12 protein-coding genes are annotated in these 20,500 nt (G+C 60.6%); 11 read left to right on the plus strand and 1 reads right to left on the minus strand.

Annotated elements, in window-relative coordinates:
* Window positions 1-1,809: 1,809 nt before the first annotated feature.
* On the minus strand, window positions 1,810-3,870 hold the full coding sequence (locus F6X40_RS03870; RefSeq protein WP_187626888.1) for an esterase/lipase family protein: 2,061 nt from the start codon (window positions 3,868-3,870) through the stop codon (window positions 1,810-1,812).
* 1,265 nt (window positions 3,871-5,135) lie between these two features.
* Here F6X40_RS03870 and F6X40_RS03875 point away from each other — a divergent pair.
* From F6X40_RS03875 to F6X40_RS03925, 11 genes are all read left to right on the plus strand, one after another.
* Entirely contained in the window at window positions 5,136-6,110 is a 975-nt protein-coding gene (locus tag F6X40_RS03875; protein ID WP_187626889.1) for an efflux RND transporter periplasmic adaptor subunit, read from the plus strand.
* On the plus strand, window positions 6,107-9,166 hold the full coding sequence (locus tag F6X40_RS03880) for an efflux RND transporter permease subunit (protein ID WP_187626890.1): 3,060 nt from the start codon (window positions 6,107-6,109) through the stop codon (window positions 9,164-9,166). Before F6X40_RS03875 ends, F6X40_RS03880 begins: the two co-directional genes overlap by 4 nt.
* Window positions 9,163-10,659 carry an efflux transporter outer membrane subunit gene (locus F6X40_RS03885; RefSeq protein WP_187626891.1) on the plus strand — a complete coding sequence of 499 codons (1,497 nt, stop codon included), beginning with the start codon at window positions 9,163-9,165 and terminating at the stop codon, window positions 10,657-10,659. Before F6X40_RS03880 ends, F6X40_RS03885 begins: the two co-directional genes overlap by 4 nt.
* Window positions 10,660-10,800: 141 nt before the next feature.
* On the plus strand, window positions 10,801-12,237 hold the full coding sequence (locus tag F6X40_RS03890) for a basic amino acid/polyamine antiporter (RefSeq protein ID WP_187626978.1): 1,437 nt from the start codon (window positions 10,801-10,803) through the stop codon (window positions 12,235-12,237).
* Window positions 12,238-12,306: 69 nt separating this feature from the next.
* Window positions 12,307-13,734, plus strand: a complete 1,428-nt coding sequence (locus F6X40_RS03895) for a basic amino acid/polyamine antiporter (RefSeq protein WP_187626892.1) — start codon at window positions 12,307-12,309, stop codon at window positions 13,732-13,734.
* A gap of 316 nt (window positions 13,735-14,050) precedes the next feature.
* Window positions 14,051-14,293 carry a hypothetical protein gene (locus F6X40_RS03900; RefSeq protein WP_187626893.1) on the plus strand — a complete coding sequence of 81 codons (243 nt, stop codon included), beginning with the start codon at window positions 14,051-14,053 and terminating at the stop codon, window positions 14,291-14,293.
* A 51-nt stretch (window positions 14,294-14,344) separates the two neighbouring features.
* A complete protein-coding gene (locus tag F6X40_RS03905) occupies window positions 14,345-14,602 on the plus strand; it encodes a hypothetical protein (protein ID WP_184068189.1) in 258 nt (85 codons plus the stop codon).
* 726 nt (window positions 14,603-15,328) lie between these two features.
* The gene (locus tag F6X40_RS03910; RefSeq protein WP_184023628.1) at window positions 15,329-15,979 is read left to right on the plus strand and encodes a response regulator transcription factor; all 651 of its coding nucleotides are present in this window, start codon (window positions 15,329-15,331) and stop codon (window positions 15,977-15,979) included.
* Between the two features lie 254 nt (window positions 15,980-16,233).
* The gene (locus tag F6X40_RS03915; protein WP_184068186.1) at window positions 16,234-16,782 is read left to right on the plus strand and encodes a fimbrial protein; all 549 of its coding nucleotides are present in this window, start codon (window positions 16,234-16,236) and stop codon (window positions 16,780-16,782) included.
* 99 nt (window positions 16,783-16,881) lie between these two features.
* A complete protein-coding gene (locus F6X40_RS03920; protein WP_260330353.1) occupies window positions 16,882-17,646 on the plus strand; it encodes a fimbria/pilus periplasmic chaperone in 765 nt (254 codons plus the stop codon).
* Between the two features lie 12 nt (window positions 17,647-17,658).
* Window positions 17,659-20,496: a fimbria/pilus outer membrane usher protein gene (locus tag F6X40_RS03925; protein ID WP_187626979.1), complete on the plus strand. Its 2,838-nt coding sequence runs from the start codon at window positions 17,659-17,661 to the stop codon at window positions 20,494-20,496.
* Window positions 20,497-20,500: the final 4 nt, after the last annotated feature.

Below are 20,500 nucleotides of genomic sequence, written 5' to 3' on the forward strand. Positions count from 1 at the left end.
CACCTGCGGCGGGTCAGCCGCTCGTCATGAGCGAGACAGCCAATGACTGGGGATTTCTGATGCATCCATTGAGCCGGGTTCGGCTGCTTCGTTGACGGTCGCATTACCCGGAGCACATACAAAATCGCACAGGCGACATATGACGGACGGGATGGAGGGCCAGCCCTCTGTCCTATAAACGTACCATCCACGGTCGTTCTCAACTCAACGCCGCATCAGCGCGTTTCCCCGAGACGACTCGACTCCGCTATCGTCGGTTCCAATCTTCTCAATGAGAAAGGCCGCGGCCCTTAGTGCGCGACGTGCATTGCACATGGTTGTCCATGAACAGCTGTGTTCATGATAGCGCTGTCGGCCGCAGCAAACCTCGGCGAAGATCGTCGACGTCCCGCAAGCATGCTTCACTCTCCGGGTGTACCTCAGGCAATGAACGCGCAGCGTTGAGGCCACCGCTTATCGACCGCTAAGTCGCCAGTCGTTCTGCCGGAAAAGCTGTTCCGTACGATTAGCAATGAAAGCGGCACGAACAAACGAGCAAAGGAAGGCTGTGAAGGGGGCTTGCCTCAGCGAACAGACGACATGCGTCAAGATCCGGCGGGAGCAAGTTATTACTGGAACGTCGCGTTAAGGGATCCCGAATCATGTATCGCGCGTTCTCTCAAACGATGCAGTCGCCGTTCCGCAAACGGTGTTCGCCACGGCGCAAGCTTGTCCTCAAATCAGATCCCGTTGCTGATCCAGCGTCTCGATCGACGACCAGAAAGTCAATCGCGAACGCCTGCCGGCCGCGATGAATTGGCCGTAATCGCGTTAAACCGACATCCCACCGTCGTCAAGAGAGGACACTCTAAGGGTAGTTGATGTCGGTCGTGACGCCTACCGATCTACCCACCCGCCGGGGAGATACCCAGATAGAAGTATTCGAAGGGATGTATCGCGACCGCGCCGATCATTTTTGGGCAAGCACCGGAGTAATGAGTGACTCGACCGCAACGAATGATCTCCGTCGGATCGTATGTCACACCACCCGGATGGGCCTGCGTCAGACCACTCGTTCAGCGCGAAATCAACATCGCTGCTCTCAGATCATCCGCAAGAAATCCGTCGGACGATGGACGGCAGGATAGGTGAGGGCAAGCGCGCAAATCTCGCGAACGTAAAGAGTCTCTCCCGGCCCGCCCTGTGATATTGATTGGCAAGACGATCGCGCATCCGCAATGCGAGCGACTGTCAGTCGCCACGCGCGTGGCCAACTTGAACTTCAGCAGATGCAGCAGTCCCGCATCGGCAACCTAACAATATTCGGGGGCAGAACATCCGGTCAACTTTTGCGAACTAAATATCGAAAAACAAGTGACTCTTAGCCAATACGAGCGAGAATTTTCGATTCTTCGGCCAATCTCGCCAACCGATACGGCGTGAAACATAGCGAAACGTCTTCTGCGCGTGTCAACCTATTGTTTTAAAAGACTTTTTGCACCGATGCACACCATTGTTTCACGCCAATCAGTCAAATTGGTGCACGATACCCCATTACTCCCATCAAACGGCAACAACACGCCAGAATGAACATACGTACCCGCCAATTCGTAACATTCAATACGTAATTTGTAGCGAAAGAATTTCGAGCGGCCGTCGCGATCTTTCGAGCGTTCCGCTGACCTGACCGCTCATTCGAACCAATCTTCCGCGCCTGCCTCGATCACGCTGGCTTGAGTCGGAACGCTGAACCGGTGATTCGAACAGCGCCCTGCAACAGCAACCTCGTCAAGTCCGGGCCGCCGCAAAAGACAGCCGGCCCCTCCGCCATCACTTCGCTATCCCAGCCTCCCCGCAAACCTCCCCGCGCTGATCGATCTGCGCAATATCCTCATGCAAGATCCGCCGAATCTCGAGGATCGCCCGCGGCGTCTCCTGCACACTGTGTCCAGCAACAATCACCTTCTCCGACAGCGCGCCCACGAGATGCGCGCTGCGATAAGGGACCACGCCATCATCGGAATCTTCGAGCGGCCCGTTTTCGCGGCGCCGTGCGATGATCGAATGGAAGCAAACCCGGGGGCTGATCGGCAACAGCGACGTCGCGCGAATCAACGGATCGGTTTCGCGCAGCTGTTCGATGCTGTTAGGCACATGGAAGGTCCGTCCCTGCGGTTCGATGTTCGTCGCCGTCTGCATCACTTCCTCGATCTCGTTGAGCAGGGCAAGCGGCAGACGCACGAGGTTGGCCGCCCAGCGCGACAGCCGGTTGCTCGCGAACGGCGTGCCTCGATGGGGGGCCGCGATAAATATGGCGCGCTCGATTTGCGGCATCGGCGTGAAGTTCAGTAGCCGATCGAGCCGCTCGTCCTCGCGATCGATATCGGTGCCCTCGGGCACGTACTTGTCCTCGAACGTCGCCCAAAGCGCGTCGCCGGAAGTCGACACGAGCAGCCGCGCCAGAACGCCGCCCATGCTATGACCAATCAACACCATGCCATGCGACGCCGGCGCCGTACCGTCTGGATCGAAGTGCGCGAGCGTCTGTTGCGTGGCGCGGCGGATGCGCGCGAGGTTGACCAGAATCGGCACGTTGGTCGGGTAGTAGACCTGCCACACCTGGAAATGCTGGCGAAGCACTTCGTCGCCCTGAATATCGTTGGCGACGTTGACCCATGCCTCGGGGCTGCTCGCGAGGCCGTGCAGCATCAGAATGATCCGTCGATTGGGATCGAACGGTTGCATCATGTAGATGCGGGGCGTATCGATACCGTGTGCGCGTCCAAACAGCGTGCGCAACGATTGCCCGGCGAAGCCGGAGCGCGCGAGCCAGATGCCGTAGCCCGCGCTGAAGTTGGCCGAAAGTGGCACAGTCTGGCCGTGTCGCTCGACACTGTCTTCGCGATACGGATCATAGACGGACAGCACGACCTCATGCGCGGCAAGCACCTGTTCGAGCGTGCCCTGGCTGAACCAGATCAACGCGGTGACGTTCGGCGACGGCATCTCGCGGAAAAAGCGCGACGCCGGCCTTGGCCGACCCGCGGCTGCTGACGACACGCCGGGGTTGAACGGTGCGCTCGCGGGACCATCGACGCGGGCGGACACACGCGTGTCGGCGCTGGCATTGCCACCCGCATCGACGTCATCTTCTGGCGGCGGCACGTTCATCACAGCAACGAGTTCCGCCCCCAAACCATCGCGTCGATAAATGCTACGTATCCCCGCGAACGACAGCCGCGACGCCGGGATGACTTCGCGCGGTTCGCGCACGCCTTCGGGTAGCCGGGTTCGGCTCAGGTCGAGATGGATGGACCAGCCTGCGATGTACTGCGTGCCTGGCACGCCGTTGCCGGCATCGGTAGCGAGCGCGCCGCGCAGAAACAGCGCGTGGGCAAGTTCCTGCACCGCGTAGTTGTAGTAGTCACGGACCTGGGTCTGACGATCTTCGAATGCACGTTCGCCAGCAGTGCGTTCACCGAGGAACAGAAACGCATACGCGAATCGCGCGGCCCTAAGCCACAGATCGAATTGCGCGTCGCTCCAATCGCTGGCGTTGGCCGGCGTGTTGGTGATGGCCATCTGCAACGACAGTTCGGCGAGGCTCGACAATCGCCGGTCGGTATTGATTCCGCCGACGGTCGAGATCGTATTGATGCAATCGAGCGGCTCACGTTGGCAGGTGTTCCCATCGAGTGCCGCGATGTGCAGCGTGTCTCGGGTCGCGGCGCTCAGACGGCCGGTCGACAGAATGTCGCCGCGGCGCATCGCGGTGTACTGCTCCGGGCCTTGCGAGCTGACGGTCACCATCGCGCAACCGCACAGAAGACCGCTGGTGAGCAGCGCGAGTGCCGCGCACCGCGATGTCCACGATGCGAGCGAGCGCGTCATGATGCGTCGAACCGGTTCGTGCGAGAGGGCAGCCGCGCTACGCCGATGCAAGCGATGAACGCTGGCGGCGGCCCGCGACGTTGCAATTGCCAACTTTCTTTTCACGCAGAGTTGGGTCACAAGGCCGTTGCCTCGCGCATCGAATCGATAACGCTGAGAACGAGTTACCTGTCCGCTGAGTACTCTACGCCCGACGAATTGCTGATGCAACCAACGCCGTCACCCACAGCGCGCCTGGCTTCAATGAGAGAGTATCCCGATCTAACAATCACGGCTGCTCCATCGGCGAAACAAAAATTCCTTGAAACCTATAGCATTTTTTCCCCATGGTATTTCGTGACTGGTACAGCAGAATAGCCATGCTTATGTTTCATCAACAGAAGCCGAAGCAACCATAGAACGAGTCGGTATGACCGTAGCAAGTCGCGAATCGATTGACGGCTTGCGCACTGTTCGGCCATGATGCCTGTGACGAACTGAAAGGGGGCAATGACGCACGCATGACACGGGCAAACCACCAGTGAACTGCGCGAAGTCATGAACGCCTATGACGGCTTTGATATACCGCTTAAGGTAAGCAATCGATACGATCGTGCTGCGCCTGTGAGGCTCTTGACAACGAATTGTTTGGGAACTTTAATAATTTGCAGCAACGTTCAATCGAAGGGATCTGATTCAACGCTGCAATCCGCCCGCATATTCATTCGTCTTCAGGTTTTGCGGAATCGTCGTGCATTCCATACAGGGCGGATTCGTCAATTTCCTCAGTCTTGCTTCGGCATGGCGAAGCAGTTTGGCAGTTCGACAGGATGCCTGATGAACGGAGCCGGAATGACGACACATGGGTTGCGGCTGTAGTCTGGACGGCCACAACACCATTGTCGCCGATACACTGGTTCGAACGACGTTGCCGGTCCCACAGAAGGGATGCCGCTGTTCCTCGAGTCTGACCTGGCGGCGGAAGTCGAAGCGGATGCACCCATCGGTCCACTGTTATGGGCCCCTATGAATTGCTGAGCAACCTGTAGGGTCTCGTATTCGCCGGCCCGTGAGCTACGTTGCCGCCGGGCTTACGACATGGGTTGCGCCAGCAGTCAGCCGAGAACGTCATGAATGCAAACCGCTCCGATGCACCGCGGCCCCGCCGATCAGGCGGAATCGCACTGACCGGCGCAGTGTCGTGCGCGTTGACCTGCGCGCTTGTCGCTTCACTGTCGGGCTGCCAAAGGCAGACCGAAACACAGAGTGGCGATACGAGGCCAGCCGTGCAGCTCACCAGGGTCGAACCGGCCGACGCTTCCGCCATTCGCATTTTTACCGGGCGGGTCGAGCAGACCAGCATCTCGCCGCTCGCGTTCGAAGTATCGGGCCGCGTCGTGCAGATCGCGGTGCTCGAAGGCGCGTCGGTGAAACGCGGGCAACTGATCGCGCGGATCGACGAGGAACCCTACAAGCTGCAACTGCAACGCGCGAACGCGCAGTATCAGCAGCTGAGCGACAATCTGAAGCGCCAGGCGGTGCTGCGCAAGGACGGCATTCTGTCTCAGGCTGCTTATGAGCAGCTCTCGGCTGCCACGGACGCCGCACGCGCGTCACGCGAGCTGGCGAGCCGCGACCTGCGCAATACCCAGCTCGTCGCGCCATTCGACGGCCGGATCGCTCGCCGCAACATCGAGATCCAGCAGCTCGTGCAGGCTGGGGCGCCCGCGTTCAATCTGGAAAACATCGGCCGTGTCGATGTCGGCGTCGATCTGCCTCAGAGCATTGCCGAACGGCTGTTCGTCGACAAGACGCTGAGAGCCGAGGCGTGGCTGCCCGAGCGGCCGCAGAACCGCTTCCCGCTCGTGTTCCGCGAACGGACCACGCAGACCTCGCCGACTTCGGCGGCCTACCGGCTCGTGTTCTCGATCGAAGGACCGCAAAGCGCGATGCTGTTCCCCGGCATGGCGATGCGCGTACAGATTTCCGAAACGGCGCGTCAGGTCGCGCAAAACGACAACAAAGGGTACTTCGCGATTCCGATCGCCGCGGTGTCGATCGGCGCGGACGGTCAGCGCAGTCTGTGGCGCTACGACGCCGCGTCCGGCCGTGTGCATGCGGTGCCGGTCAGCGTGCGCGAAATTCGCAACGACGATGTGGTCGTCGCGGGGGCGGTCGCGGCGGGCGACCGCGTGGTGGCCGGCGGCTCGCAGTTCATGAAAGAGGGAATGGCGGTCCGTCCAATGGATGCGCCTCAATGAATCTCGCGCGCCCCCTTATCGAAAAGCCGCTGATCGCGTGGGTTCTGACGCTCATCTCGCTGTTGGGCGGCATCTTCGCGTACTACAACATCGGGCGGCTCGAAGACCCGAAGTTCACGATCAAGACCGCGGTCGTCGTGACGCTGTATCCGGGCGCGAGTGCGCACGAGGTCGAGCAGGAAGTGACGGACCGGCTCGAAAGCGCGATCCAGCAGATGCCGCAGGTCGACAAGCTGACCTCGCGTTCGACACCGGGCTACTCTGAAGTCCGCGTCGAGATTCGCGACCAGTACACGTCGGCGCAATTGCCGCAGGTGTGGGACGAGGTGCGCAAGTCGGTATCGGATGCACAGCCCCGGCTTCCGCCGGGCGCGGGACCGTCACTCGTGGTCGACCGTTTCGGCGACGTCTACGGGATGTTCTACGCGCTGACCGGCGAGGGCTACACGCAGGCGCAACTGTATGAGTACGCGCGCGAACTGCGCCGCCAACTGCTGACACTAGGCGACGTGTCCGACATCGTGATCGCCGGTGAGCAGCAGGAGCAGATCTCGGTCGACGTCGACCAGTCGCAACTGATCGCCAACAACCTGTCCACCGACGATCTTGCGCAGACGCTGTTCGTGCAGAACGAGGTTCGGCCCGCGGGCCGCGAACGTGTCGGCGACCTGTCGTTGCGGATTGCGCCGACCGGCTCGCTCGATTCGCTGCAGGCCATTCGTTCGCTGCCTGTCAACATTACGCCCGGCCCGCTGCTGCTCGGCGACATCGCGCGCGTAAGCCACGGCTACGCGACGATTCCGAACCAGGTCATTCACTATAACGGCCAGCCGGCGGTTACGATCGGTATCAGCGCGCGGCCGCGCGTCAATGTGGTGAGGGTCGGCGAGGAGATCAAGGCGAGGCTCGCCGAACTCGAGCGTAACCGCCCGATCGGCATCAAGCTGCACTCGCTTTACGATCAGCCGCAGGTCGTCGACGAGAGCGTGCGCGGCTTTATCTTCGACGTGTTCCTGTCCGTGGCGATCGTCGGTGTCGCGCTGGGCATTGCGCTCGGCTGGCGCGCGGGCATCGTGCTGGGCGTCGAGCTGTTCCTGTCGATCCTCGGCACGCTGCTGGTCATGTACGCGGCAGGCATCGAGCTGCAGCGTATCTCACTCGGCGCGCTGATCATCGTGATGGGCATGCTGACCGACAACAGCATCGTGGTGGTCGAGGGGATGCTCGTGAAGGTTCAACGAGGCAAGTCGCATCTCGAGGCGGCGACCGAGATTCTCAAACAAAGCCAATGGCTTCTGCTCGCGTCGACCATTGTGGGGATTCTGGCTTTCTCGGGCATCGGCCTGTCGCCGGATGCGGTCGGCGAATTCTGTGCATCGTTGTTCGCCGTCGCTGCGATTTCGCTGCTATTCAGCTGGGTGATCGCCATCGCCCTGACACCGCTGTTCGGCACGTATCTTTTCAAGCCCGCGGACATCATCGATGACGACCCGTTCAAGTCGAAGCTGTACAAGCGTTACGGCGAGCTGTTGTCATGGGTCACCCGACAGCGCGTGTTCGTGGTCATCGGCCTCGTCGCGCTGACCGTGCTGGCCGGGTGGGCGTTCCGTTTCGTCGAGCGGAGCTTCTTCCCCGCGTCGACCACGCCGATCTTCTATGTCGACATGCGTTTGCCGCGCGGCGCCGATATTCGCGCGGTCGTCGAAAAGAGCCGCGAGGTGGAGAAGGTGCTGCTCAAGCATGCGGACGTCACCAACGTGCAGACGTATATTGGCTCGGGCGCGACGCGTTTCTTCCTCGTCTACGATCCGGAGGGGCGTGATCCGTCGTACGCGCAGTTCATCGTCGGCGTGAAGGACCAGGGCCTGATCGACGACATGATTCCGGAGATCGAAGCGGATCTGAAGAAGCGCTTCCCCGAACAGCATTGGACGGTCACGCGGCCGAACTTCGGCCCTGGCGGTGGCGCGGCCATTCAGGCACGTTTCTCCGGACCCGACCCGATCGTGCTGCGTCGCTTGTCTCAGGAAGCACAGAACGTGCTGAAGGCCGACGGCCGCATCATCGCGATTCGCGACGACTGGGAGAACCCGATCAGCATCGTGCGGCCGGAATTCGACGAATCGCGGGCGCGCTCGCTCGGTGTGACGCGCCGTCAGGTTAGCGACACGATGGCTTATGCAACCGAAGGCCTGCGGGCGGGCATCTATCGCGAAGGCGATCAGCTACTGCCGATCGTGCTGCGTTCGCCCGACTACACGCGTGGCGTCGCGGGTCTGCAGGACCTGCAGGTGTTCAGCGCGGGGCTGCGCCGTTACGTGCCGCTCGGCGACGTGGTCAACGGCTTCACGGTCGGTACCGAGGAAGGCCAGATTGCGCGCGAAAACCGGATTCGCACGCTGACGGTTTCGGCCAACCCGATCTATGGGCAGAACAGTGTCGACGCGTTCAACCGCATACGCTCCAGCATCGAGAACATCAAGCTGCCACCGGGCTATAGCTTCGAATGGGGCGGCGAGCACGAATCGTCGACGCGCGCGCAGCAGAGCCTGTTCCGTCAACTGCCGCTCGGCTTCATCGGCATGGCGCTGCTCGTGCTGATGATGTTCGGACGCCTGAAGCCGGCGCTCGTCGTGCTGCTCGTCGTGCCGATGTCGATCGTCGGCGTCACGCTCGGTCTGCTGCTATTTCGCGGCGCGTTCGGCTTCATGGCGTTGCTCGGTCTATTGAGTCTGATCGGCATGCTGATCAAGAACGGCGTGGTGCTCGTCGAAGAGATGGATTCGCAGATCGCCGCGGGCGTGCCGCGCATGCAGGCGGTGACCCACGGCGCGATGAACCGTCTGCGGCCGGTGATACTGGGGGGCGGTACCACGGCGCTCGGCATGGCGCCGTTGTTGTGGGATCCTTTCTTCAAGGACATGGCGATCACGATTATGGCGGGCCTTGTTTTTGCCACCGTGCTGACGTTGGTCGCCGTGCCGGCGCTGTATGCGATGCTGTTCTCGATCAGGCAGGCGGAATGGGAGCCGGGTCGACACCCGGAAGAAAAATGATCCGCGCGCGCCCTTATCTTCTCGCCATCGCGGCCCTGCTGCTCGAAGCCGGCTGTACGGGTTCATTGCAGCTGCAAAAGCCCGCCGCGTTTCCGCCGCAGTATTCGGAGGCGCAACCGGGCGTGGCGACACCGATGTCCGAGCAGCAGCTCGCGGCATGGTGGACCCAGTACAAGGACCCGACGCTGAACAAACTGATCGATCTCGCGCTTGCGCACAACTTCGACATCGCGACCGCTTACGCACGGGTCGATCAGGTGCAGGCCGGGATCCGGCTGGCTCGCTCGCAACTGCTGCCGTCGGTCGGTGCTGGCGTGAGCGCTGCGAAGTACCACGGCGGCGAGACGCAGCTCGAATTCGCGGAATTCCTCGGCATCAACAATACCGATGCGCAGTTCTGGCGTGTCGGCTTGCAGGCGCAATGGGAGATCGACCTGTTCGGTCAGGGACGCGCAAGGCTCTCGGCGGCACGCGAACAGGCGCGCGCAGCCGCGGGCGACGCGGAGGCGGTACGCCTGAGCGTGGTGTCGGGTGTCGCGGATCTGTACGTCACCTATCGCGGGCTGCTGCGTCAGCGCACGATTTTGCTGCAGAGCCGCGCGATCGCGGACGACTTCGTCAACATCGCCGAGAAGAGCTTCAACGCGGGTCTCGTGCTGAGTACGGACATCGAAGCAGCGCGCGCCGGCCGCGCGCAGGTCGATGCGCGTTTGCAGGACGTGGAGAACGGCATCGCGCAGGCACGACTCAATTTGCAGAATCTATGCGGCGTGCAGCCCGCGGAATTCGCCGGGATTCTCGATGAAAGCGACACGCTGATGACCGCGCTGCCGCATATCGAGCCCGGCCAGCCGGTCGACCTGCTGATGCGGCGCCCGGATCTGATCGCGGCGCAGGCACGCGTGAATGCGGCGCTCAGGCAGTCGGATGTCGCGCGGCTCAACTACTGGCCGACCATGTCGTTGAGCGGTTTGCTTGCACGCAATGGTTGGGAGATCGCGGGTCAAGGCCTCGGGCCCAGCACGTTCTGGCTATTCGGCGCGGCGATGGCGCTGCCGCTGATCGACTTTGGCGCGCGGCGCTCGCAGGTGGAGTCGTCGGATGCGCAGGCGCAGCAGGCCATGTTGAACTACGAAAAGACCGCGCTCGGCGCGTTCTATGACGTCGACCGTGCGTTGGCGCGTTTGAACCGGCAGGACGAGTTGTTCAAGGCACGCAATGAAGAAGTCATGCGTCGCACCACGCAGTTGAGCCAGGTGCGACGTCGCTACGAACTCGGCGATACCGGCCGCGTCGATATCGATCAGGTGCGGGTTGCGCTGCTCGAAAGCCAGTCGTCGCAGGCGAGGGAAGAGGTCGGCGAACTGCAGGCACAGTTCGCGCTGTTCAGGGCGTTGGGAGGCGGCTGGTTGGCCAATCCGCCAGTGGCCTCGAATACACGAGCGCCGACGGAACCCGCGCCCGCCACCGCACCGGCACCGGCCGCACAGTGAACGACCAGGAGGAGTGCGGTCCGGTACTCGCAAGGCCGTTGGCTTCAGTCGGGGAGGACTGACAGGAGATGCGCAATGCACGCGTACCTGCTCCGCGTAAGTCCCTGTCTGGAAGAAATCAGCTTCTCTGAAGGGTGGACGATGGCAAGCCAGGTCGAGACGAAACTGTCGTTGCCCGCATTGACCGCGATGGTCGTCGGCTCAATGGTGGGCGCAGGGATTTTCTCGTTGCCGCGCAATTTCGCGCGCTCGACCGGACCGTTCGGCGCGGTTATTGCATGGTGCGTGGCGGGCATCGGCATGTATGCGCTGGCGCGCGTCTTTCAGGCGCTCGCGCAGCGCCGGCCCGAGCTCGATGCGGGGGTGTTCGCATACGCGCGAGCGGGCTTCGGCGATTATGCGGGCTTTCTATCGGCATTCGGCTACTGGATGGCCGGCTGCTTCGGCAACGTGTCGTACTGGGTGCTGATCAAATCGACGCTTGGCGCTTTCGTGCCGGCCTTCGGCAACGGCAATACGGCGACCGCGATCATCGTGTCGTCGGTGGGCATCTGGCTGTTTCATCTGGTGATGCTGCGCGGCGTCCAGCAGGCCACGATGATCAACACGATCGTCACGGTCGCGAAGTTGATTCCAATCGTGCTGTTCATCGTGATGCTGATCGCGTTGTTTCGCGCCGACATGTTTCGCGCGAATCTGTGGGAACGCAGCGATCAGATCGGCGAGGGCCTGTTCTCGCAGGTTCGCGCGACGATGCTCGTCACCGTCTTCGTGTTCGTCGGTATCGAAGGTGCGAGCGTGTACTCGCGCTATGCGAAAAAGCGCTCGGACGTCGGCGCCGCGACGATCACCGGCTTCGTCGCCGTGCTGTGTCTGCTGGTGCTGGTGACGCTGCTGCCTTACGCGACCTTGCCGCGCGCCGATATCGCGGTGATGCGCCAGCCGTCGATGGCCGCGGTACTCGGCGCGCTGCTCGGCCCATTCGGTGTCGTGTTCGTCAGCGCCGGTCTGATCATTTCGATCCTCGGCGCGTACCTCGCATGGTCGCTGATCTGTGCCGAGGTGCTGTTCGCCGCCGCGCGTCTCGAGACGATGCCGCGTATCTTCGCGCGACAAAACGAGCGCAAGCTGCCGGTCGCCGCGATCTGGCTCACGAGTACCGTGGTGCAGTGTTTCATAATCAGCACGTACTGGTCGACCGATGCGTTTGCGCTGATGCTCAATCTCACGAGCTCGATGGCGCTGATTCCTTATTTTCTCGTGGCCGCATACGGCATCAAGGCCGCGCGTGACGATAGTGGACAGAATGGCGGCACCTTGAGCGGCGCGTTGCGCACCGAGTATTTCGTCGCGATGTTCGCGACGTTGTATACGGCCTTTCTGCTGTTCGCGGGCGGCCTGAAGTTCCTGATGCTGTCGGCGCTGCTTTATGCGCCCGGTACGGTGCTGTATGTGGTGGCCAAACGCGAGCGCGGCCAGCGGGTGTTTTCGAAAGTCGAGTGGGTCATCTTTGCCGTCGCGGCCTGCGGCGCGATTGGCGCGCTGATCGGCCTCGCGGCCGGCACGATCGTCATCTGAGCGGTCGATCATCGTAGTCGCACGAGCGCGGCTCGATCGGAACGTGTTCGCGGGAGAGCGATCGCAGCAATGGACAAGCGCGTCAGACTTTCAGCGCCGGGCCTGATGGCGATGGTGATCGGCTCGATGGTCGGGGTGGGCGTCTTTTCGCTGCCGCAGGCGCTCGGCAAATATACCGGCGTAGTCGGTTCGTTGATCAGCTGGACCATCACCGGCTCCGGCATGCTGATACTCGCGCTGATCTTTCAACGGCTCGCATGGCGCAAGCCGGAACTCGACGCTGGCGTCTACACGTATGCGCGCGTCGGGTTTGGACGCTACACGGGGTTTCTGTCGGCGTTCGGCTACTGGTGCGCCAGCTGTCTCGGCAACGTGGCCTATCTCGTGCTGATCAAGTCCGCGCTCGCGATCGTCGCGCCTTCATTCGGCGCTGGCAATACGTTTAGCGCGATCGTCAGTTCCTCGCTGATGATCTGGGTGTTTCACTTTCTGATACTGCGCGGCGTGAAGGGCTCGTCGGTAGTGAATGCGTCGATGACGGCCGCCAAGTTGTTCGCGCTTGGACTGTTCGCGGTGCTCGTGCTATCGAGTGTCAAGTGGCAGTTGTTCGTCGCGAACCTGTGGACCGTTTCCGAGCCGTCGGCGACCGGTCTGTTCGGCGAGGTGCGCAAGACGATGTTGGGCACGGTATTCGTGTTTCTCGGCGTCGAAGGCGCGAGTGTCTATTCACGGCATGCACGCGAACGGCGCGACGTCGGGGTCGCGACCGTACTCGGCTTTCTCTGCGTGCTTGCGTTGATGGTCATGGTCACATTGTTGTCGTATGGCGTGTTGCCGCTCGAGCAGTTGGGCGCGCTGAAAAATCCGTCGATGGCTGGCGTGCTGAGCGCCGCGGTCGGCGCCTGGGGCGCGGTCTTGGTCAAGCTCGGCCTCTTGATATCGGTACTCGGGTCTTATCTTGCATGGACGTTGCTCGCCGCCGAAATTCTGCACGCGGCGGGCAAGAGCCGCACGATGCCCGCGTTTCTCGGGCGAGAAAACCGCAACCACGTACCGGTCGCCGCACTGTGGATGACGAGCCTCGTGATTCAGGCCTTTCTGATCGTGACGCTGTTTTCGAAAGAAGCGTTCACGCTGGCCAAGGAGTTCACGACGTCGATGAACCTGATCCCGTATCTGCTCGTCGCCGGCTATGGGTTGAAGCTCGCAGCGAGCGGCGAATCGTATGCGGGGCAGCCGTGGTCACGGCGCATCGATTTCATGCTCGCGCTGCTGGGCTGCGGCTACGCGCTCTTTCTCGTGTACGCGGGCGGCCTGCATTATCTGTTGATGTCGACCGTGCTTTATACGGCGGCGACCGTGTGGTTTTACATCGCCGAGCGTCGCAAGGGGAAACGGCCTGTGTTTGCGCTGCTCGAACGCTGGCTGTTCATTGTAGTTTTGCTTACCGGGCTGGTCGCGTTCGTCGATCTCGTGCGCAATCATTTTGCGGCCTAAGGCTCCCGCTCCCGCTCGCGCGCCGCGCGGCTCACATGATCGCGGCCTGGCGAATGCAGCGGATGAAATAGTCGGCCGGGCGCGTGTGAATCGCGCCTCCGCGCTGCATCAGATGCAGTCTCGCCGTGCGCGACGTTTCAATGAAATCCAGCTTTTTCATCTTCAACGATCAGGCACTGCCGATCGGCGCCGCCTACTGGGCCACGCTCGTCGAGCAATACCTTACAGCCTGAACTTCGCCAATTCGCGTTTCGCCGACCCGGCGTGCTGCCGGGCCGGCGGCCAGACTACGTCCATATCGGGGATCGGCCTGTGGGTGCACGGCAATCCGGCTGGCTTTCTGCTGCTGCTCGAAGGATTCCCGCGCGAACTGCGCGGGCGATCGCTCGGGATCATCTATAGCGTCGGCGTGACGTTGTTCGGCGGTTTCGCGCCGTTCGTCGTGACGTGGCTGATTGGCGTGACGGGCAGCGCCTATGCGCCGGCCTGGTACATGAGCGCGTGCTGTCTCGTCAGTCTCGCCGCGCTGACCGTATTCGACGAGCGCATTACCGATTAGTGACCGGAGTCACCGTCGATGTCATCCGGCCATACACAACAGGAAAACGAAATGAACGCACAGAAATGGCTGAAGCTGGTTTGCGCGAGCGCGGTCGTGTTCGCTTGCCTGAATGCGCACGCGCAGCCGCAAGCGGGCGGATCGGGTCCCGCGGCACAAGCTGCGGCGAGTTCGGCGCCAACCGCGGGCGAGATCAAGGCTACCAACCGGCAACTCGTGCGGGACGTACGCCCCGCGCATTCAGAAACGCACGAAGCCAGGGACTACGGGCCAGCAACATTACAGTGCGCGCGGATAACGGCGTCGTGACGTTGACGGGCAGCGCGCCGACCGCGGACCTGCTGTCGCGCGGTCCGCTAGAAGAAACACGGCGGTGACGCCGGCGGCGATGGGGCATTGCGACGGGCCGACTGGGCTGGATCTTGAAAGCACTTCTTGCACCTATGACGCATATAGGACTCTGCTGACTTTTTTCTTGTTAGCACATCGTACAATCCGCCTCTGCGCAAGGCGAAGATGTTTTAATTCCTCGCCGATGAGTTGGGGTGCGTTGCGCTATCCCATCTTCATGATTGATCCATGCTAGGTTGTATGCCCAAAAATTGCTTTGTCTTTACCAAAGCACACCAACTTTCTTACCTATTTTGCATCGTTTTAGAAAACAGTGGTTCGAAAACTTCTATTTGCGTGGTGCCAAAATGCTTTTGTGGAACGATCAAGAAATTTTGATATGCGCTATTTGGACTGCACCGACTGGTGCGCTTAGATGATAGGCGTTCCCGACGCCGTTCGCTTCATTAGAAGCAGGAAGGTTGCGGCTCTCGATTTTGCTGCTGAGGCGTGCGGCTAGGCCCACGCAAACGCAGCGTCTCGTGGCGACACACAGGATCAGGGAAGTCGGCGAGTGGATGGGACGAGATGCCCTGCGCCATTTCTCATCATGTAACGGCGTGAAATGACATGGTACTTTGGTGACAAATCATGCAGGGTGTTTCGGCAAGGAAAAGGTATTCACCTGCGTGGTATGGAGTGTGAGTGAACAAAATAAGAGTGGGTATCGCCGACGATCATCCATTTATTCTCCTCGGCGTCGAGCATCTTCTTCAGCGTTGTCCTGACATCCAGGTCTGCTTCAAAAGCGAAAGTATTGGCCTGCTTCTCCAGCGGCTGGTTGAAGTGCCAGTCGATGTTCTTGTGTGCGACTACGAATTCGAAGGCGATCCGTATGCCGACGGTCTCAACCTTCTTGACCGGATCCGGCGTGTCGCCCCAGCCATACGAGTCGTTTTTCTGAGCACGCATTCTTCCACGCACATCATTTCAGCTGCGCTCAACGCGGGGGCGGCCGGCTTCGTCGGCAAGGGTCCCGAGGGCTTTGTCAGCCTTACCGCTGCCGTTCGCGTTGCCAAAAATAAAAGCGTGTTTCTGCCTGATTCCATTGCGGACAAGATGTTGCGCGCAACGGGGCGCGCAGCGCAAGGCGGATCTTCTCTCAATTTGCTATCTGAAAAAGAATCGACGGTCGTGCGAATGATCTGCGACGGGATGTCGATCGCAACAATTGCCGAGCGGCTCAATCGCAGTCCCAAGACCGTGAGCAATCAGAAGAACGCTGGCATGAAGAAGCTCGGTGCCAGAAACGACGTAGAACTCGTCACAATCGTGCGCGAGTGGTCCTGCTCGTAGCAATTGCCGCGATTCTCAGGCGGATTCTGTCGTTCTCGTGGCGCCTTCTCCCTATCGTATGGTGGTCCTGTCACCTGTTCAGTTCGAGGAATCGACACGTCGTTTCTCGACTGACCTATTTGGTCTTTCATTTTGGGTATTGGCCCATTAACACCGATCTTCTTCAATGAGATCATTCCTCTGCCTTGACGATCGCTGGACGTCCCGGCTTCACAAGGGTTTGTAGTTCTGAAATGGCAACAAAGAGGAATCTCATGAAAAAACAAGTAACGCAACTCATGATCGCGCTGATGGGCCTGTCCGTCGCGCCGATGGTTTTCGCTCAAGCTGTACCGGGCACAGGTCAGGTAACGTTCAATGGAGAACTGTATGACGACACCTGTGTGATCAACTCGGGTGACGAGGACCAAACGGTCACGCTGCCTCGGGTGTCTTCGCAGACGCTGCCTGCGGCTGGCGTAGTGGGCGGGTCCACGCCGTTCAACATTTCGGTGTCGCAGTGCCCGGCAACGCTGACCCATGTCGCGGCGCATTTCGAGACCACGAACATGGACCCGGTTACGCGTAATGCCATTAACCAGGCAACTACCTCGCCGGCCGCGAACGTCGAAGTGCAATTGCTTGACCACAATGTCACGAGTGGCGCGGCGCAGGTGCTTCCGCTGGGCAGCACGGGCGAGTTCGTTGCTGTTGGGAACGACGGTACGGCAACGATGTACTACGCCGGCCAGTACTATGCAACAGACAGAGCCACGGCCGGTAACGTGACGGCTGTTGTTCGCTACACGTTGGCATACCAGTAAGCGAATCTAAGCCGAATGGCATCGGGTTGCTCTTCTAGTTCGAAGGCAACCCGAAGTGGCATTCCGCTTATCTGTCGCGTGGAGGAGCGAGTGTCTTCAATGAAGTTTCCAATGTTGTTCGCCGCAGCTGTCGCCTTAAGTGTGACCTCGTTTGCTGCACAAGCTGCTATCACCATTACCGGTACCCGAGTTATTTATCCGGCGCAAAACCGTGAAGTCAATGTTCGTTTGAACAATGTTGACAGCCGTCCGGTCCTGGTCCAGGCGTGGTTGGACGACGGCGATGCGGCAGCTGCCCCGAATGAAATCAAGGTGCCGTTCACGTTACTGCCGGCGGTATTTCGGGTCGAGCCTCACAGAGGGCAGGCTTTGCGCATCATGTTCACAGGCGGCGACATGCCGAAGGACCGTGAGGCCGTCTATTGGCTGAACGTTCTCGAAATTCCGCCGAAGCCCAAGGACGCTGATGACCGGAACATGATTCAGCTCGCGTTCCGAACGCGTATCAAGATGTTCTACCGGCCGGTATCGTTGCTCGATGACCCAACGGCGGGGCGGGCCCAGCTGAAGTGGCATGTCGAGGCAAATGACAAAGGTCAGAGCATCGTTCGTCTGGACAACCCATCGCCCTACTACATTTCCGTCGGCACGGCAGAGGTAGAAACGGCAGGCAGGAAAGTCGCTCTTTTGCCCGATATGGCACCGCCGTTCGGGCACGTCGATCTCCGTCCACAAGATGGAAAGCTGGATATCAAAGCTCCTGCCACCGTTTCCTATACGGTTCTGAACGACTTCGGTACAGCGATCAAGGACTCGGCGGAAGTGACAGGTGCTCAAAGCGCGGAAGCGCAAAAGAATCAATAATTGAAATACGGGATGTCGGGCGTGCGGAATAGTAAGACGGCGGTTGAAAGAGTATTCAGTAATGTCCCTTTCCGGTTTCACCCACTGGCTTGGGCGGCAATCATAGCGTCGGGCTGGGTCTTTTGCTCAAATTCCGCGGTCGCCGCGTGCGCGCCGGACTCAGCGGCGACGCCATCCAGCGACTGCTCGGCGTCCGAGTTGCCGCAACAGGCAGCCGGTGTCGACGGAGAGGCTGCGCGTACGGATGCGTCATCTACCGCGGCGACATCAAATGCGCCCGCTGCGGAAGTTCCGCAAGAAGTCGAGTTCAATCCAGCATTCTTTACGGGCAACGTCGCCGATTTGTCACGCTATACGCGAGGCAATCCTGTGGCTCCCGGTGTTTATCCGCTCGAACTGCTCGTCAATGGTAAGAAGCGTGGACGCTTCGATGTCCTGTTTCAGGCAGTGCCGGGCTCGGATATCGCAACGCCCTGTTTCACGATGCCTGGCCTCGACCGCGCTGGCGTAGATACCGAGCGCGTGGCCCAGCGGTTGAAGGAAGCAGGAAAGGGCGACTTCGACGATACGGACGCGTCAGTGCAATGCGTCCCACTGGTTGAAGCCGTACCGGGATCGGTTGCATCGTTCAACACCGCCGATCTGCAACTCGATCTGTCGATTCCACAGATCGAATTGCGCAAGGAGGCTGCCGGTTACGTTGATCCGTCCCGTTGGGACAACGGGATCAACGCAGGCTTCGTGCAATACAGTCTCGCCGGCTATACGACTCACCAGAACAATGGTAGCGGAGACTTCAGCAGTGTCTACCTCGGTCTGCAAAGCGGATTCAACGTGAACGGCTGGCGTTTCCGCCAGTGGTCCACGGTAAGCTCGCAGAACCGGGGTTCCGGCACGCATTGGCAAAGTGTCGCGCTGTTTGCGCAACACGATGTCACGGCGCTTAAGAGCCAACTGACGATCGGCGACAGCTCGACGAGCGGTGACGTCTTCGACTCATTCAACGTGCGTGGCGTCCAGCTTTCGAGCGACGACCGCATGTTGCCGGATTCCATGCGCTCCTACGCGCCGGTTGTGCGTGGCGTGGCTGATACCAATGCACGCATCGTCGTGCGTCAGAACAACATCATCGTGGCCGAGACCAGCGTGCCGCCGGGGCCGTTTGAACTGAACGACCTGCCGGCTACGGGTTATGGCGGCGACCTTCAGGTCACTATTACAGAATCCGACGGCCGTCAGCGGACTTTTCTGGTGCCGTTCGCGTCCGTCCCGCAGTTGCTGCGGCCTGGTGTTGCACGTTTCAATCTGACGACCGGTGTCTATCGCGATACCGTGCTGAATAACCATCCGTGGGTGGCGCAGGCGGTTTATCAGCGCGGCCTGACAAACCTGTTGACCGCCTACACCGGTGCACAGTTTGCGGAAGGTTACTGGGCTGGCCTGATGGGTGTCGCGCTCAATACGCCGCTCGGCGCATTCGCGTTTGACGTAACGGCGGCGGGAACGAATATTCCCGGCGTGTCTGGTGGTCGTCCCGGTTACAGTACTCGTATCAGCTACAGCAAGCTCCTTCCAGGACCCAACACGAATTTTTCGGTTGCGGCTTACCGATACTCGACCTCACGCTTCTATAGCCTGCATGACGCGATGTACGCGCGATATGGCTCCCGAGACACCACGGGTCAGTATGACTACCGTACGCGCAGCCGTCTGCAGCTGAATATCAACCAGCCAATCGGCGAGTCGAGTTCTTTTTATATCGCCGGCAGTTCGCAGAACTACTGGGGCGCGTCGAAGGGCTACGATCTGCAATATCAGGTTGGTTTCAACAGCGCGTACAAGCGGGTGTCTTACTCGCTATATGCGCAACGCACGCGCCTGCAAAACTCGAAGATCAGCACGCAGGTAGGTTTGAACCTGACGATTCCGCTCGGCAAGGTCGACTCGAACGAGCATCATATGTTCGACTATCTGACCACCAACGTTTCGCGCGGCTCGAACGGGGATAGCACAATTCAGGCCACTGCGTCGGGCAACACGAGCGGAGCCACGCCGATCACCTACGGTGTCAACGCGTCACGGGTCGTCGCCGGCGACAATCGGACCGTTTCCGCGGGTGGTTACGCGATGTATCGCGCGCCGTTCGGTACCTACAACGTCAATGCATCGATCAGCAATCAGACCCGTCAAGCCGCGTTCAATGCCGACGGCGCGGTCGTCGTTCACAGTGGCGGCATGACGCTGAGCCCGCCGCTTGGGCAGGCGTTCGCGCTCGTCGAAGCGAAAGGCGCGGAAGGTGGCCGGATCGTCAATGGCCAGGGTGCAAGGATTGACGCTAACGGCTATGCGGTGGTGTCTTCGCTGATGCCATACCGGGTCAACACGGTCGCGCTGGATCCGAGCGACGTGTCGCTCGACGTTGAACTGGGCAACACGAGTGAGGAAGTCGTGCCGCGCGCGAGTTCGCTCGTCAAGGTGAAGATTGCGACCACGCAGGGCACGCCGATTTTCGCCGAGGTTTTGGATCGCGAAGGCAAAGCCATGCCAATGGGCACCGAGTTATTCGACGAGTCCGAGAAATCGGTGGGCATCGTCGGTCAGGGTGGCCTCGCGTACCTGCGCGGCCTCGAACACGAAGGCAAGCTGCTGGTGCGCTGGGGCAATCGCGCAGCGGAGCAGTGCGTGATGCCCTACACGGTGCCGGACGACGACAAGGCAGACAGCGGTCAGCGTGCGGGGATCGTTGCGCGCATCAAGCTGAGCTGTGATCCAGCGCTAGTCTGGTCTCCGCCGGCAAAGTCCGTAGCGCGACGTTCAGCGGGCGCGGCGCTTGTCAGTTCGCTTCGCTGAAGTG

It is taken from the genome of Paraburkholderia sp. UCT31 (assembly GCF_014397655.1).
GTDB lineage: Bacteria > Pseudomonadota > Gammaproteobacteria > Burkholderiales > Burkholderiaceae > Paraburkholderia > Paraburkholderia tuberum.

What these genes read in the sequence shown, in the direction of transcription:
- F6X40_RS03920 (WP_260330353.1), top strand. Translation starts at nt 16,882, where the DNA reads ATGAAGTTTCCAATGTTGTTCGCCGCAGCTGTCGCCTTAAGTGTGACC.
- F6X40_RS03915 (WP_184068186.1), top strand. Translation starts at nt 16,234, where the DNA reads ATGAAAAAACAAGTAACGCAACTCATGATCGCGCTGATGGGCCTGTCC.
- F6X40_RS03885 (WP_187626891.1), top strand. Translation starts at nt 9,163, where the DNA reads ATGATCCGCGCGCGCCCTTATCTTCTCGCCATCGCGGCCCTGCTGCTC.
- F6X40_RS03905 (WP_184068189.1), top strand. Translation starts at nt 14,345, where the DNA reads ATGAACGCACAGAAATGGCTGAAGCTGGTTTGCGCGAGCGCGGTCGTG.
- F6X40_RS03925 (WP_187626979.1), top strand. Translation starts at nt 17,659, where the DNA reads ATGTCGGGCGTGCGGAATAGTAAGACGGCGGTTGAAAGAGTATTCAGT.
- F6X40_RS03890 (WP_187626978.1), top strand. Translation starts at nt 10,801, where the DNA reads ATGGCAAGCCAGGTCGAGACGAAACTGTCGTTGCCCGCATTGACCGCG.
- F6X40_RS03870 (WP_187626888.1), bottom strand. Translation starts at nt 3,870, where the DNA reads ATGACGCGCTCGCTCGCATCGTGGACATCGCGGTGCGCGGCACTCGCG.
- F6X40_RS03880 (WP_187626890.1), top strand. Translation starts at nt 6,107, where the DNA reads ATGAATCTCGCGCGCCCCCTTATCGAAAAGCCGCTGATCGCGTGGGTT.
- F6X40_RS03895 (WP_187626892.1), top strand. Translation starts at nt 12,307, where the DNA reads ATGGACAAGCGCGTCAGACTTTCAGCGCCGGGCCTGATGGCGATGGTG.